The 12,702-nt window shown below is 71.2% G+C and carries 13 protein-coding genes; 6 read left to right on the top strand and 7 right to left on the bottom strand.

From position 1 onward, the window contains the following. Positions 1-141 precede the first annotated feature (141 nt). A complete protein-coding gene (locus OHB21_RS28775; protein WP_195124215.1) occupies positions 142-888 on the top strand; it encodes a helix-turn-helix domain-containing protein in 747 nt (248 codons plus the stop codon). Between the two features lie 229 nt (positions 889-1,117). Here OHB21_RS28775 and OHB21_RS28770 read toward each other — a convergent pair whose 3' ends face one another. Then, on the bottom strand, positions 1,118-1,696 hold the full coding sequence (locus OHB21_RS28770) for a winged helix-turn-helix transcriptional regulator (RefSeq protein ID WP_324191954.1): 579 nt from the start codon (positions 1,694-1,696) through the stop codon (positions 1,118-1,120). A gap of 93 nt (positions 1,697-1,789) precedes the next feature. Here OHB21_RS28770 and OHB21_RS28765 point away from each other — a divergent pair, with 93 nt between their 5' ends. Together OHB21_RS28765 and OHB21_RS28760 are read left to right on the top strand one after the other, a co-directional pair. Further along, entirely contained in the window at positions 1,790-3,001 is a 1,212-nt protein-coding gene (locus OHB21_RS28765) for a pyridoxal phosphate-dependent aminotransferase (protein WP_067501731.1), read from the top strand. 57 nt (positions 3,002-3,058) lie between these two features. Then, positions 3,059-3,568: a pyridoxamine 5'-phosphate oxidase family protein gene (locus OHB21_RS28760; protein ID WP_067501734.1), complete on the top strand. Its 510-nt coding sequence runs from the start codon at positions 3,059-3,061 to the stop codon at positions 3,566-3,568. 46 nt (positions 3,569-3,614) lie between these two features. On the opposite strand, the gene OHB21_RS28755 is transcribed toward OHB21_RS28760, so the two are convergent. From OHB21_RS28755 to OHB21_RS28735, 5 genes are read right to left on the bottom strand one after another with little or no spacing between them, the layout of a single operon-like run. Further along, on the bottom strand, positions 3,615-4,592 hold the full coding sequence (locus tag OHB21_RS28755; protein ID WP_195124213.1) for a BMP family protein: 978 nt from the start codon (positions 4,590-4,592) through the stop codon (positions 3,615-3,617). Between the two features lie 56 nt (positions 4,593-4,648). After that, a complete protein-coding gene (locus tag OHB21_RS28750) occupies positions 4,649-5,809 on the bottom strand; it encodes an amidohydrolase (protein ID WP_195124212.1) in 1,161 nt (386 codons plus the stop codon). 1 nt (position 5,810) lies between these two features. Then, positions 5,811-6,782, bottom strand: a complete 972-nt coding sequence (locus OHB21_RS28745) for an ornithine cyclodeaminase family protein (protein WP_067501743.1) — start codon at positions 6,780-6,782, stop codon at positions 5,811-5,813. Then, positions 6,779-7,702, bottom strand: coding sequence for an ABC transporter permease (locus OHB21_RS28740; RefSeq protein ID WP_195124211.1), 924 nt, complete (start codon positions 7,700-7,702; stop codon positions 6,779-6,781). The genes OHB21_RS28745 and OHB21_RS28740 overlap by 4 nt, the downstream gene beginning before the upstream one ends. Continuing rightward, positions 7,699-8,808 (bottom strand): ABC transporter permease subunit, encoded by a 1,110-nt coding sequence (locus tag OHB21_RS28735; RefSeq protein WP_067501749.1) that lies wholly within the window; start codon positions 8,806-8,808, stop codon positions 7,699-7,701. Before OHB21_RS28735 ends, OHB21_RS28740 begins: the two co-directional genes overlap by 4 nt. Before the next feature lie 33 nt (positions 8,809-8,841). On the opposite strand from OHB21_RS28735, the gene OHB21_RS28730 reads away from it, so the two are divergent. Then, the gene (locus OHB21_RS28730) at positions 8,842-9,033 is read left to right on the top strand and encodes a hypothetical protein (protein WP_067501751.1); all 192 of its coding nucleotides are present in this window, start codon (positions 8,842-8,844) and stop codon (positions 9,031-9,033) included. Between the two features lie 163 nt (positions 9,034-9,196). Here the strand turns inward: OHB21_RS28730 and OHB21_RS28725 are convergent, their stop codons facing one another. Further along, complete coding sequence (locus tag OHB21_RS28725; protein WP_067502145.1) at positions 9,197-10,732, bottom strand: ABC transporter ATP-binding protein; 1,536 nt, start codon at positions 10,730-10,732, stop codon at positions 9,197-9,199. 111 nt (positions 10,733-10,843) lie between these two features. On the opposite strand from OHB21_RS28725, the gene OHB21_RS28720 reads away from it, so the two are divergent. Then, entirely contained in the window at positions 10,844-11,545 is a 702-nt protein-coding gene (locus OHB21_RS28720; protein ID WP_232331582.1) for a GntR family transcriptional regulator, read from the top strand. A 23-nt stretch (positions 11,546-11,568) separates the two neighbouring features. Next, complete coding sequence (locus tag OHB21_RS28715) at positions 11,569-12,516, top strand: phosphotransferase (protein ID WP_195124210.1); 948 nt, start codon at positions 11,569-11,571, stop codon at positions 12,514-12,516. The last annotated feature ends 186 nt before the right edge of the window (positions 12,517-12,702 follow it).

Here is a 12,702-nt window from a genome sequence, read left to right as displayed (position 1 = left end):
AGGTGCCCGCACCGGTTCGGGCCTGTCCTCCTGCGCGCCGGCTGGTGCGGGCAGGTCGCTGCGTGCCTTGACTGTGTCGCTACGGCACAGTTGAGACTGGGGTGGGTGGCGTGGATGCGTCGCCGGTGCGAGGAGGTTGTCATGGCGTGGAGTACCCGTCAGCTCGCCGAGCTCGCGGGCACCAGTCTGCGGACGGTGCGGCACTATCACGAGGTCGGGCTGTTGGCGGAGCCGGAGCGGTCGTCCAACGGGTACAAGAAGTACGGGGTGGGGCATCTGGTGCGGCTGCTGCGGATCAAGCGGTTGACGGATCTGGGGTTCTCGCTGGGGCAGATCGCCGAGATGGGTGACGCCGACGAGCATCCGCACGCCGCCCTCCGAACTCTGGACGCCGAGCTGGCCGCGACGATCGAGCGTTTGCAGCGGGCGCGGGCCGAACTGGCGGTGATCCTGCGGCACTCGGCCCCGACCGATCTGCCGCCCGATCTGGCGTCCGCCGTCACCGCGTCCGGAGCCTCCGAGAACGATCGCCGGTTCATGGTGGTGCTGTCGCGGGTGATGACCGCGTCGGCGATCGACGCCTACACCGAGGCCATGCGGAACACCGACTTCCTGCCGTCCAGCGCCGATTTCGACAGGCTGCCCGCCGATGCGGACGAACGTACCCGCGCCGCACTCGCCGCCCGCCTCCTTCCCGAAGTCCTCGAGCTCTACGCCGACTACCCCGCGCTCGCGAACGCCGCTTCGGCACTGGACCCGGAACGCACCGCCCAGGCCATCGGCACCGCCGTGACCGAGCTCTACAACCCCGCCCAGATCGACGTGATGCGCCGGCTGGGCGAGGCCTACCACCGAGCACGGACCGGAACCGACGCCGACCCGGCGTAAGCAACCCGCTCTCGCGCCGGCTCACGCAATTGCGGGCCGACAGCTGGGTCTCCGCGCACCGCGGAAGCCACCACCGCCCATTCGCCGACACCAGCCGCCGGAGTGACTGCCGAGCATAGAGAACGGCGAAGTATGACGGTGCGCGCGACCAGGCGCGTCGAACACACCGCCTCGGCGGGCGGCAACCTGTGCAGCCGCACTACTGACAGCGATCCGGACCAGCAGCGGCTCAGGAAATCCCCGGCACCACCTCGGCCAGCGAACGCTCCCCTCGCGCTACCGCGATCGCACTGCCCAGATCGAGGTGGAGTTCCGGGGCCGGGTCGGGTGCGGGACCGTCGTGGTGGGTGATCCCGTTCTCGTCGACGACCACGTGGAAGACGGTGTCGCCGATACGCACGGTGACCGTCCCCTTGTCGTAGCGCTCGGCGATGGCGCGGCCGAGAGGTAGCGCGAACCAGTGGGCGCGCACGGCGTCGGTGGGGCGACGTCCGCCGAGATGTGTTGTCCCCCAGGTCGACAGCGCCTCGAGCACGGGCCGCAGCGCCGCGCCTTCCGGGGTGAGTTCGTAGACCGTGGTGGTGGCGCGCGGCCCGGTGCGGTGACGGGTGAGGATGCCGTCCCGCTCCAGATCCTTGAGCCTGCTCGCCAGCACATCGGTGCTGATGCCGGGCAGATCGGCGAACAGATCGCTGTATCGGCGCGGGCCCGAACACAATTCGCGCACCACCAGCAGGCTCCACCGGTCCCCGACGACGTCGAGGGCCCGGCTGGCGGCGCAGTAGTGGTCGTAGCTTCGGCGTGGCACGTCCCCCACTGTAGGCGAACGCTTGGAAATTCCAAGTGCAAACTTGGAAAAACCAAGTAGAGTGGTCCGCATTCGCCGTGAGAAGGGACGTTCATGCAGGTCAAGCAGTCGAGCAAGCTGGCGGGTGTGTCGTACGAGATCCGCGGGCCGGTCGCCGAGCACGCGGCCCGGCTGGAGGCCGAGGGGCATCACGTGGTGAAGCTCAACACCGGCAACCCGCTGCTGTTCGGGTTCGAGGCGCCGCCGGAGATTCTGCAGGACATCGTCCGCAACCTGCCGCAGTCGAGCGGGTACTCCTCGTCCAAGGGCCTGCTGTCGGCGCGGCGCGCGGTGGTGCAGTACTACGAGACGCTCGGCGTCGCCGATCTCGACGTCGAGCGCGTCTTCCTCGGCAACGGCGTCTCCGAACTGGTCATGATGGCGATCACCGCCCTGCTGGAGAACGGTGACGAAATCCTGGTCCCCGCACCGGATTTCCCGCTGTGGACCGCCGCCACCGCGCTCAACGGCGGCCGCCCGGTGCACTACCTCTGCGACGAGGCGGCGGGCTGGTACCCGGACCTGGCCGATATCGAGGCCAAGATCACCGACCGCACGCGCGGCTTGGTGATCATCAACCCGAACAACCCGACCGGCGCCGTCTATCCGCCGGAGGTCCTGCGCGAACTGCTCGAGATCGCGCGCCGCCACAATCTTGTGGTGTTCTCCGACGAGATCTACGACAAGATCCGCTACGACGACTCCGAGCACGTCGCGACGGCCTCGCTCGCCCCCGACGTGCTGTGCCTGACGTTCTCGGGCCTGTCGAAGTCCTACCGCAGCGCGGGTTTCCGTTCCGGCTGGCTCGCGGTGTCGGGCCCGACGCAGCACGCCGAGAACTACCTCGAGGGCCTGACCATGCTCGCCGGCCTGCGCCTGTGCGCGAATGTGCCCGCGCAGCAAGCGATTCAGGCCGCGCTCGGCGGGCACCAGAGCATCTACGATCTCACCCTGCCGGGCGGGCGCTTGCGTGAACAGCGCGACCGGGCGTGGGACGCACTCAACGCGATTCCCGGCGTCTCCTGCGTGAAGCCGGAGGGTGCGCTCTACGCGTTCCCGAAGATCGATCTGGACATGTATCCGATCCACGACGACGAACAGTTCGTGCTCGACCTGCTGCTCCAGGAGAAGCTGCACATCGTGCAGGGCACCGGATTCAACTGGCCGCGCCCCGACCACTTCCGCATCGTCACCCTCCCGCACGCCGACGAGCTGGAGGCGATCATCGAGCGCATCGGCCGGTTCCTGGCGACGTACAAGCAGTAGCCGATGAATTCCGGGCGCTCGCCGGGTCTGCACCGGTAACGACCCTGGAGGAGCGCCATGACGATCGACACCATCAACCTCGACCACTACGGGCAGCCGCCGCTGCCCTGGGAGCGGGCGCGCGCGGCGCTGGAGGGTTTCGCCGCCGCACCGGACAAGCCCTCCTACCTCAGCACCGGTGATCCCGACGGCCGCCCGCACACCACCGGCATCGGGGCGTTCTGGGGTGACGGCGGCATCTACTTCACCAGCGGCCTCTCCACCCGCAAGTCCCGCAACCTCGCCGCCAACCCCTTCTGCACGATCGCCATCCCGCTGAGCGGCATCGATCTCGTGCTCGAGGGCACGGCCGCGGTGGTGACCGATCCGGAGCGCCTCGAGCACATCGCGGCTACGGCCCGGGCGGGCGGCTGGCCCGCGGAGGTGACCGGTGACGCGCTGACCGCGCCGTTCAGCGCGCCGAGCGCCGGCCCACCGCCGTGGCACCTGTACTTCGTGACGCTCGAATCCGCCGTGGGCGTCGCGACCGAGCCGCCGGACGGGGCCACCCGCTGGCGCTTCCACTGAGAAACGCCGCGAGACCCGGACAGCCTGCCGCCCGGGTCCGCGTAGTTCACCCGATGGCGACGGCTCCGGACACGATGTCCTGCTTCACCTTCTCCATCGCGGCGGTGATCTCCGGAGTGGTCTCGCACAGGACGATGTCGGTGGCTCCGGTGGGCGAGGCGAGCCCGAACGGCACCTGCGCCGCCTCGAAGGTGCCGTCGATCACCGCGCGCACGGCGTATTCGAGTTCGGCGCCGGTATCGCTCTTGACGTAGCCGACATAGCCGGGCTCGGATCCGCACGGCTTCACCAGCGGACCGCCGACCAGCGTGGCGTTGCCTTCCCTGGCGGCCTGGGCCAAGCCCTGTTTGCCGAGGTTGAGCTGCTGGCCGAACGAGCCCGCGCCCGCGCCGATATCGGCCTGGGTGGCCTGTTTGGCCTTGGCGACGTCGTTGAAATCGCCCACGTACTGCGGGGCCAGCACGGTCACCTCGGGCCGGACGTGTTTGGCACCTTGTTCGAAGGCCTTGGCGGTCTTGACGATCGCGGGCAGTTCCATGCCACCGATGAAGCCGACCTTGCCGGTGCCGGTGACCAGGGCGGCGTAGGCGCCGGCGAGGAAGCCGCCGTCGGCCTGGACCGGGTCATAGTAGGCGAGATTGGGCAGCGGGACGGCGTCGGCGGGGCCGCCGATCTCGACGAACTTCACGTCGGGGAACGAGGGCGCCACCTGGCGCAGCACCGAATCGGTCTGGCCGCCGAAGGAGACCACCAGATCCGAGCCGGTGGCCAGGCGGGTCAGCACCTGCTGGTAGTCGGCGGCGGGGACCTGCTCCACCTTCGTGAGCGCGACCTCGTCGGCGAGGTCGCGTTCGATGCGCTGGTAGCCCTCGTAGCCGGATTGCATGAATCCGTCGTCGGAGAGCGAGCCGGGGAACATGACGCCGACCCTGATCTTGCCATCGGCGTCGGCATCGGAGCCTCCGCAGGCGGTGAGCAGGCCGGCCGCGAGGCTGAGCAGAGCGGCGGCAGCGAGTTTCTTCATGGGTATTCCTTGTCGAACGGGAGGGATAAGGGGGGCCAAGGGATTTCAGGCGGATATCACGGCGCGACCACCTTTCCGGCGTGCATCACCAGCGCGCGCTCGCCGCAGGTGACCACCGCTTCGGCCGCGGTCGCGCCCGGCACGGCGACGAGGTCGGCGACGTCGCCTTCGCGCAGTCCGTAGCCGGAGTGACCGAGCGCGATCGCGCCGCCGAAAGTAGCCGCGCGCAGGGCGACATCGATCTCATCGTCGGCGTGGCAGTCGGCGCGATACGCGAGTTGCCTGGCGCGCGTGAGCATGTCGCCGTCGCCGTAGGGCGACCAGAGGTCGCGGATGCCGTCGCTGCCGGCGGCGAGGTTCGCGCCCGCCGCGCCCATGGCGTGCAAGGGCGGCAGCGGGTCGCTGTGGGCGGCGCAGGTGGCGATACTGATGCCCGCTTCGGCGAGTCCGGCGACCAGGTCGGCCTGGCGGGCGGGCTCGACGTCGCCGAGGGCGTAGGCGTGGCCGACGGTGACGCGCCCGTGCATGCCGGTCGCGCGGGCGCGCTCGATGATCAGCTCGAGCTGCCAGGCGCCGAGGGTTCCTCGGTCGTGCAGGTGCAGGTCGACGGGGGCGGCGTGGGTGGTGGCGAGGCCGAACACGGCGTCGAGGTGGCGCACCGGGTCGCGGTCCACGCCCGCCGGGTCGATCCCACCGACCACCTGCGCCAGACCGGTGCGCAGTGCGCGGTCCATCAGCTCGAGCGTTCCGGGGTTCGTGAGGAGACCGAATTGCGGAAAGGCGGCCTGCTGCACGGTGATTCGGTCGGCGACCTGTTCGGCGGCCTCGCGAACCGCGTGGCAGCCGTCGAGGCCGAGGTGGGGCGCCACGTCGGTATGGGTGCGCACGCGGGTGGTGCCGCGCGAGGACATGTGGCGCAGGAGTGCCGCGACGCGATCGGCGGACGGCACGCCGAACTCGACGCCTCGGCGCCGGACGTAGTCGATCTTGTCGGCCAGGCGCGGCCCGGCGGTGTTGGGCACCCAACGCGCGCCCCAGAGGGTCTTGTCGAGGTGGCAGTGCGCGTCGATCAGTCCCGGGAAGACCTGCGCGCCCGCCAGATCGATCACCCGGTCCGGCTCCCCCGCCGCGACGAATCGCCCGTTACGGATGTAGAGTTCGGTCGGTGTGCCTGTGCCCCAAGGGTTTCCGTCGCGCAACAGGGTGAGTTCGCCCATCTCACGCCCCCAGATCTATCTCGGTGCCGATCCCCTGTTTCCGCGCGGCGTCGACGAGCAGCCGGGCCGCCGCGAGGTCCTGCAGCCCGACGCCGAGGGAGTTGTAGAGGGTGATCTGGTCGGCGCCGGTGCGACCGGGTTTCGTGCCGGCGACGACCTCACCGATCTCGGTGTCGATATCGGCGTGCGCGATCGCGCCCTCCCGCAAGGGGATCAGCACGTCCCCGGATTCGCTCAGCGCCGTCAGCCTGCTGTCGACCACGACCTTCGCCCGCCGGATGCCCTCGGTGTCGATTTCGCGATGATCCGGCCGAGGCGGCGCGCCCACCGCGTTCACGTGCAGGCCGAGCTCGAACCACTTCCCTTGCACCACAGGTTCTTTCGCCGGGGTGAGCGTGCACAGCACGTCGGCGGTGCGGACCACCTGTTCCACGGAGTCCGCGACGTCGACGCCGGTGCCGGTCGCGAAGGCCCGCGCGGTCACCGTGCTGCGACTCCACACCAACACCTTGTCGAAATCGTGCACCGCGCGCAGCGCCTCGAGGTGGGTGTGGGCCAGCGCGCCGGCACCGACCAGGCCGAGCACCCGACTGTCGGGACGCGCGAGTTCGGCGGTGGCGACCGCCGAGGCGGCGGCGGTGCGGAACCGGGTGACGGCCGCGCCGTCGATGAGCGCGTCGCAGGACCCGTCGTCGGTGGCGACGGTGAGGATCGCGGAACGCTGTGCGGGCAGGCCGTATTCGCGGTTGCCCGGCATATCGGCGAGCAGTTTCACCGCGGCGAGCCCGGCGCGGCGGGACAGCGCGGCCATGGCCAGGAAGCGGGAATCCGTGCCGGTCAGCCGCATCGCCGGCGGGGCGGGCAGCACCGCGTCGCCGCGTGCCAGGTCGGCGTGCGCGTGCCGCACCGCGTCGATCACCTCGGGCAGCACGAGCAGGGCGAGCACCTCGGAGCGGGTGAGGATCAGGGTCATCGGGCCTTGGCCTCTCGGAGGAAGGGGACGGTGAGGGTGGCGGGGGCACGGCTCGCGCCAACCAGACCGCTCACGGCGAGCACCGCCAGCAGGTAGGGGGACATGACCAGCACGGCCGTCGGCAGGTGCAGTCCGAACGACGGCGCGGCGAACTGCAAGGCCTGGGCCAGCCCGAAGAACAGCGCGGCGGCCAGCGTGGGCCAGGCGCGCCACCGGCCGGCGATCACCGCGACCACGGCGAGGTAGCCCGCGCCCGCGGTGAGGTTGTCGGTGAACGCGTGCACGTCGGCCAGCGCCAGGTGCGCGCCCGCCAGGCCGGCGGTGAGGCCGGTGAGCAGGACGACGCCGTAGCGGATCATCCGCACGGGCAAGCCGGAGCGGTCGGCGGTGAGGGCGTCCTCACCGACGGCGCTCACCGCCAGCCCGAGCCCGGTGCGGTGGCTGAACAGCACCGCGAGCAGCACGGTGACGGCGATGGCGAGGTAGCCGAGCGCGGTCTGGCCGAACAGGGCCGGGCCGAGCAGCGGAATGTCGTGCAGGAGTGGGATTTCCAGTTTGTCGAAGCCGGGAACGCCACGGCCTTCGGTGAAGTAGAGGCGCGCGCCGTAGGTGGTCGCGCCGAGGGCCAAAGCGTTGGCGGCGATGCCGGTGACGATCTGGTCGGCGCGCAGGGTCACGCTCAGCACCGCCTGCAACACCGCGACCAGCAGCGCCGCCGCGGCCGCGCACAGCACCCCGCCCGCCGCGCTGCCGCTGGTGTGCGCGCCGATGGCCCCGGCGAACGCCCCGGTGAGCATCATCGCTTCGACGCTCAGGTTCAGGACGCCGGCGCGTTCGCTGATCAGTTCGCCCGCCGAGGCCAGAGCCAGCGGGATGGCCAGCCGCACACCGCCGTCGAGGAGTTCGCCGAGCGCGCTCATCGGGTGCCCTCCCCGCGCAGCAGGATCGCCGCGCCGGCGACCAGGATGATGAGCAGGCTCTGCACCACCTGCACGCTCGACGCCGGAACTCCCGCCGCCAGTTGCAGATTGATCCCGCCCGAGGACAGCAGGCCGAAGGCGAGGGCGACACCGCAGACGGCCGTGAGCGATCCACGTGCCAGCAGTCCGACGACGAGCCCGGCGAAGCCGTATCCCGAGGTGAAGTGCTCGGCCAGGATGAAGGGCACGGTCGCGACCAGGCCCGCCCCCGCGACGCCGGCCAGCCCGCCCGCGACGGACAGCGACCCGAACCGCAGCTTCCCGACCGGTAGGCCGAGCCGGGCCGCGGCCGGTTCCGAGTGCCCGACGGCGGTGAGGCGCGTGCCGGTTGCTGTGCGCCGCAACACGATCGCGGTGATCACCGCCGCGGCCACCGCGACGATCACCGCGACGGTCGCGGGCGATCCGGGTGTGCCGAGCAGTGGCAACCGAGCGCCTTCGACCAAAGGCGGTGACTGCGGGAGAGTTTCGGCCGAGGTGACCGGCTGGCGTAGCAGCCCTTCCTCGTGCACGACCAGCAGGACCAGGCCGAGTCCGACGAAATTGAGCAGCAGCGTGGTGATCACCTCGCTGGTGCCCCGCCACACGGTGAGCCAAGCCGCGATCCCCGCCCACGCCGCGCCCGCCGCGAACCCGGCGAGCAACACCATCGGCACCCCGACAGCGGTGGGGGTGTTCGCGGGCAGGTGGATGCCGACGGCGGTGGCGGCGATACCGCCCAGTGCCAGTTGGCCTTCCGCGCCGACATTCACCAGTCCGGCGCGCTTGGCGATGGTGAAGCCGGTGCCGATGAGGGCGAGCACGGCGGCCGCGTTGAGCGCGCTGCCGAATCCGTAGGGGGAGCCGAACATCCCCGCCCACAGCGCGTCGGCGGCGGTGACAGGGTCCGCGCCGCTGAGCACTACGAGCCCGAGTCCGGCCAGCAGGGCTATGAGCACCGCGCCGCCGTAGACGGCGAGGTCGCGCAGGGTGCCGGGGGAAGGTGTGCGGCGGAGGTCGAGCCGTGGCGCGGTGCGTGGCGGGTCGGTGGTGAGGGTGGTGGTCATGATCGGGTTCCGAACGTGTCAGGGCGTACTGGGGTGTCTGCGGGAGGTGTCTCGCTGGATGGCAATTGGCCGGAGCGCCACAGGAATTCGTGGTACTTCGGGTCGAGGGCTGAGCACGCCGAGGCGGTGGAGATCCCGCGCGAGCTGAGCGGTGGGCGCGCGCCGGCGGAGTGGACCGAGCGCTTCGCCACCCTGGCCGGGTTGTGGGCGCCGGATTCCCAGTAGGTGCTCGCCGACGCCCAGACCGAGGCGATGCCCTCTAGCGGCGGGGATGGATCGTCCGCCGGGTATGCGCGGGCCTGTGTGGCACGGCTGGACGGCCGCCGCATCTGGAGACCCCTGCCCGGTGTCCGCCGCGCTGTGCTCGCCCGAGCCGCGCGCTCTGTGCTCATGACGCGGTGCCCAGCATGAGGTGGGCGATGATGTCGGGCGCGCCGGGGTCGGTGGGATCGACCGGGCCGTGCAGGCGGCCGCGATAGGCGACAAGGATGCGGTCGCAGAGGGTCAACAGCTCCGGCACTTCGTGGGAGATGACCAGCACCGCCGCACCGGACGCCGCCGCGGCGCGCAGACGGCGCAGCACACTGTCCACCGCGCCGAGATCCAGTCCGCGCGTGGGGTGCGCGGCAACGAGGCAGCGCAGCGGATCGAGCGCGAGTTCGCGCGCGACCACCACCTTCTGCTGGTTGCCGCCGGAGAGCGTGCGCATCGGCGCGCGGGGGCCGGGCGCGGTGATGCCGTGGTGTTCGATCGTGCGGGCGGCGGCGGTGCGCAGGGCGCGCCGGTCGAGCAGACCGCGGCGGCGAAAGTCGGAAAGCCTGCCCAGATAGAGGTTTTCGGCGACGCTCATGGCGGGGATGCAGCCCTCGTGGTGCCGGTCCTCCGGGATGACACCGAGTCCGCGCGCGGTGCGCCGGGCCGGAGGGGCGTGCGTGATGTCGACGCCGTCGAGGGTGATGCTGCCGCCGCCGGGGCGTCGCGCGCCGCCGAGTACCACGACGAGTTCGCTCTGCCCGTTGCCCTCGACGCCCGCGATGCCGGTGATCTCCCCCGGTCGCAAGGTCAGATCCAGGTCGTCGAGGGCGCGGCCGCCGTCGCCGCGATCCAGCCGGAGGCCGGAGATGCGCAGCACCGGTTCGCCTTTCGGCATCGCGCGCGGCGCTCGGGCGGTGACCACGCCGGTGGTGAGCGCCGAGTCCAGCGCGCCCGCCTCGCGTCCGATCATCAACTCCACCAGCGTGTTCCGGCCGAGTTCGCGCAGCGGGCCCGATCCCGTCACCCGGCCGCCGCGCAATACCGTCGCGCGATCGCCGGCCCGCTCGATCTCGCCGAGTTTGTGGGTGACCAGCACGACGGCGCGATCGTCGGCAGCGATGCGGCGGCAGGTGTCGAGCAGCGCGTCCACCTCGGCGGGCGCGAGCACGGCGGTCGGCTCGTCCAGCAGCAGCAGTTCCGGTTCGCGCAGCAGGCATTTCACGATCTCGACCCGCTGGCGCTCCCCCACGCCGAGCGCGCCCGCGCGGGCGTCGAGATCGACGCGCAAGCCGTAGCGGTCACCGAGCGCGGCGGCGCGGGCGGCGAGTTCGCGGCGCGGCAGGCGCAGCCGCAGGCCCTCGCCGAGCAACAGGTTCTCCGCGACGGTGAGGTTCGGGACCAGGCTGAAATGCTGATGCACCATGGCGATTCCCGCACGCAGCGCGTCGGCGGGGCGGCGCGGCGCGTAGGGGCGGCCGCGCAGGCGCATGCTCCCTTCGTCCAGGGTCGCGCCGCCGTAGACCAGGTTGCACAGCGTGGATTTGCCCGCGCCGTTCTCGCCCAGCACGCAGTGCACTTCACCGGTGTGCGCGGTCAGGTCGACGCCGGCCAGCGCGCGCACCGCGCCGTAGGTCTTGCCGACGCCGGTCAGCTCCAGGGCAGCGACCACGAGCACCTCCTTATTGGTATACCGTTAAGTTGCCCTGCCGGTGTGGCGGACGGATTCCGTCCGTGTTTCGGCCACGAAAACCCGTCGCGGAGGTGGCTAATGTGGAATCCCGTGACCGCTCCCGCCTCCCTGCGCGACCGCGCCTACCAGACCCTCAAGCGCCGTATCGTCGAGGTGGACCTGCGCCCTGGGACCCGGCTCGTGGAGCGGGATCTGGCCGCCGACCTGGAGGTCTCACGGATTCCGCTGCGGGAGGCGCTGCGCATGCTGGCCGCCGACGGACTGGTGCTGCTGGTCCCGTCCAAGGGCGCGCTGGTCGCCACCTTCTCCCCCGCCGACGTCGCCGATCTCTTCGACGTCCGGGAAGCACTCGAATCACTGGCGGCTCGGCTGGCCGCCCAGCGCGCGACCGCGGTCGGGGTGTCGGCGCTCGCGCGGCGACTGGACGAGGCGCGCGCGGCGACGGCGGCTGGTGACCGTCCGCGCATCGCGGCGGCGAACGCGGCCTTTCACGCGGAGATCATCGAGATGGCGGCCAATCCCCTGCTCACCACGCTGACGGCGCCGCTGGCCGCGCGCACGGAGTGGTTGTTCCACCTCACGGCGTCGCGCGATCCGGGTGAGCAGTGCTCCGAGCACGAGCACCTGTTCGACCTGATCGCGGCCGGTGATGCCGAGGGCGCGGCCGCGTGCGCGTTCACCCACGTCACGGCCGGGCGCGAGCTGAGCGTCGCGCTGGCCGAATCCTGGTCGGACCCCGAGTTCGACCCGGTGCTGCTGGCCAGTGGCCGGCGTCGCACCCGCAAAGGCTGAGGCCGGCGTGGCACGATCACCCGATGACCACCTTCCTGAGCCCGGAGGATCTCGCCCGCCGCACCGCCGCCGCGGTGGACGCGGCCGTCGGCGCGGGGCGTGACCTGGGGCTCGAGGTCACCGACGCGGCCGTGCTGCACGACGTGTTCTCCGTCGTCGTGCATCTCGCGCCGGCGACCGTGGTGGCGCGGATCCCGACCGTGCTGCCGCCGTCCACGGATCCGGCGGCGCTGGCGCGGCGTCAGCGGGCCGAGTTGGCGGTGGCGCGGTGGCTCGCCGAGCGGGGCACGCCCGTGATCCCGCCCAGTTCGCTCGTGCCGCGGGAACCCGTGCGGCGCGGCGGGTTCTCGATGACGTTCTGGGAGTTCGTCGCCGAGGATCGCACTGTGACGCCCGACTACACGGCCAATTCCGACCTCACCGCCGAACTGCACGCCGCCCTGCGCCAGTATCCGGGTCCGCTGACGTTCCTATCCTCGGCCGAGCCCGAGTTCGTCACGGAAAGCCTTGCGGCGCTGGCGGATTTCCCCGACCTCATCGGTGCGGACGATCTGGATCGGGCGCGTCGCGAGTGGCAGATCCTGGAGCCGCTCGTGCGCTCGCGCGCCGCGTTCGAGAACGCTTTCCCGGGCGTCGATCTCCAACCGATCCACGGTGATTCCCCGCCCGCCAACGTGTTTCAGGGTGTGGACGGGTATCGCTTCTCCGATTTCGAGCTGGTGACGCTGGGTCCCGTCGAGTGGGATCTCGCGGGGCTGGGTCCCGAGCTCGAAGCGGCCTACAACCGTGGCGCCGAACACCGCGGACTGCGCACGCTGCGCGAGGATGTCCTCGGCTTCGCCAACGCGGTCGGCATGCTCCGCGCGATCGCCGTGCTCACCCTCGCGCCGCAGCTCCCGGCGATCATCGAGTACGTGAAACCCGCCCTCGACCAATGGCGGGCCATGCCGTTCGCCGGTGGGGTGCGCTGAGCCGCCGGGTCGTGGCCCCGCGCACGACGGCCTGATCCGGCAGGACGGTCGCCGCCGTCGCGAGCGTGGCCACCTTCGTCACCACCATGACGATGTTGATCGCCGTCGGTGTGCGGGTGTCGTTGTAGGCGTAGAACACTCGCATCTGCAACATCACCGGCGAACGGAGCGAGCCCGAACGCCGAG

The organism is Nocardia puris (assembly GCF_036051655.1).
GTDB classification, from domain to species: Bacteria; Actinomycetota; Actinomycetes; order Mycobacteriales; family Mycobacteriaceae; genus Nocardia; species Nocardia puris.
This window is presented reverse-complemented; position numbering and strand designations above follow the sequence as displayed.

What these genes read in the sequence shown, in the direction of transcription:
- OHB21_RS28775 (WP_195124215.1), top strand. Translation starts at nt 142, where the DNA reads ATGGCGTGGAGTACCCGTCAGCTCGCCGAGCTCGCGGGCACCAGTCTG.
- OHB21_RS28765 (WP_067501731.1), top strand. Translation starts at nt 1,790, where the DNA reads ATGCAGGTCAAGCAGTCGAGCAAGCTGGCGGGTGTGTCGTACGAGATC.
- OHB21_RS28760 (WP_067501734.1), top strand. Translation starts at nt 3,059, where the DNA reads ATGACGATCGACACCATCAACCTCGACCACTACGGGCAGCCGCCGCTG.
- OHB21_RS28755 (WP_195124213.1), bottom strand. Translation starts at nt 4,592, where the DNA reads ATGAAGAAACTCGCTGCCGCCGCTCTGCTCAGCCTCGCGGCCGGCCTG.
- OHB21_RS28750 (WP_195124212.1), bottom strand. Translation starts at nt 5,809, where the DNA reads ATGGGCGAACTCACCCTGTTGCGCGACGGAAACCCTTGGGGCACAGGC.
- OHB21_RS28745 (WP_067501743.1), bottom strand. Translation starts at nt 6,782, where the DNA reads ATGACCCTGATCCTCACCCGCTCCGAGGTGCTCGCCCTGCTCGTGCTG.
- OHB21_RS28740 (WP_195124211.1), bottom strand. Translation starts at nt 7,702, where the DNA reads ATGAGCGCGCTCGGCGAACTCCTCGACGGCGGTGTGCGGCTGGCCATC.
- OHB21_RS28735 (WP_067501749.1), bottom strand. Translation starts at nt 8,808, where the DNA reads ATGACCACCACCCTCACCACCGACCCGCCACGCACCGCGCCACGGCTC.
- OHB21_RS28715 (WP_195124210.1), top strand. Translation starts at nt 11,569, where the DNA reads ATGACCACCTTCCTGAGCCCGGAGGATCTCGCCCGCCGCACCGCCGCC.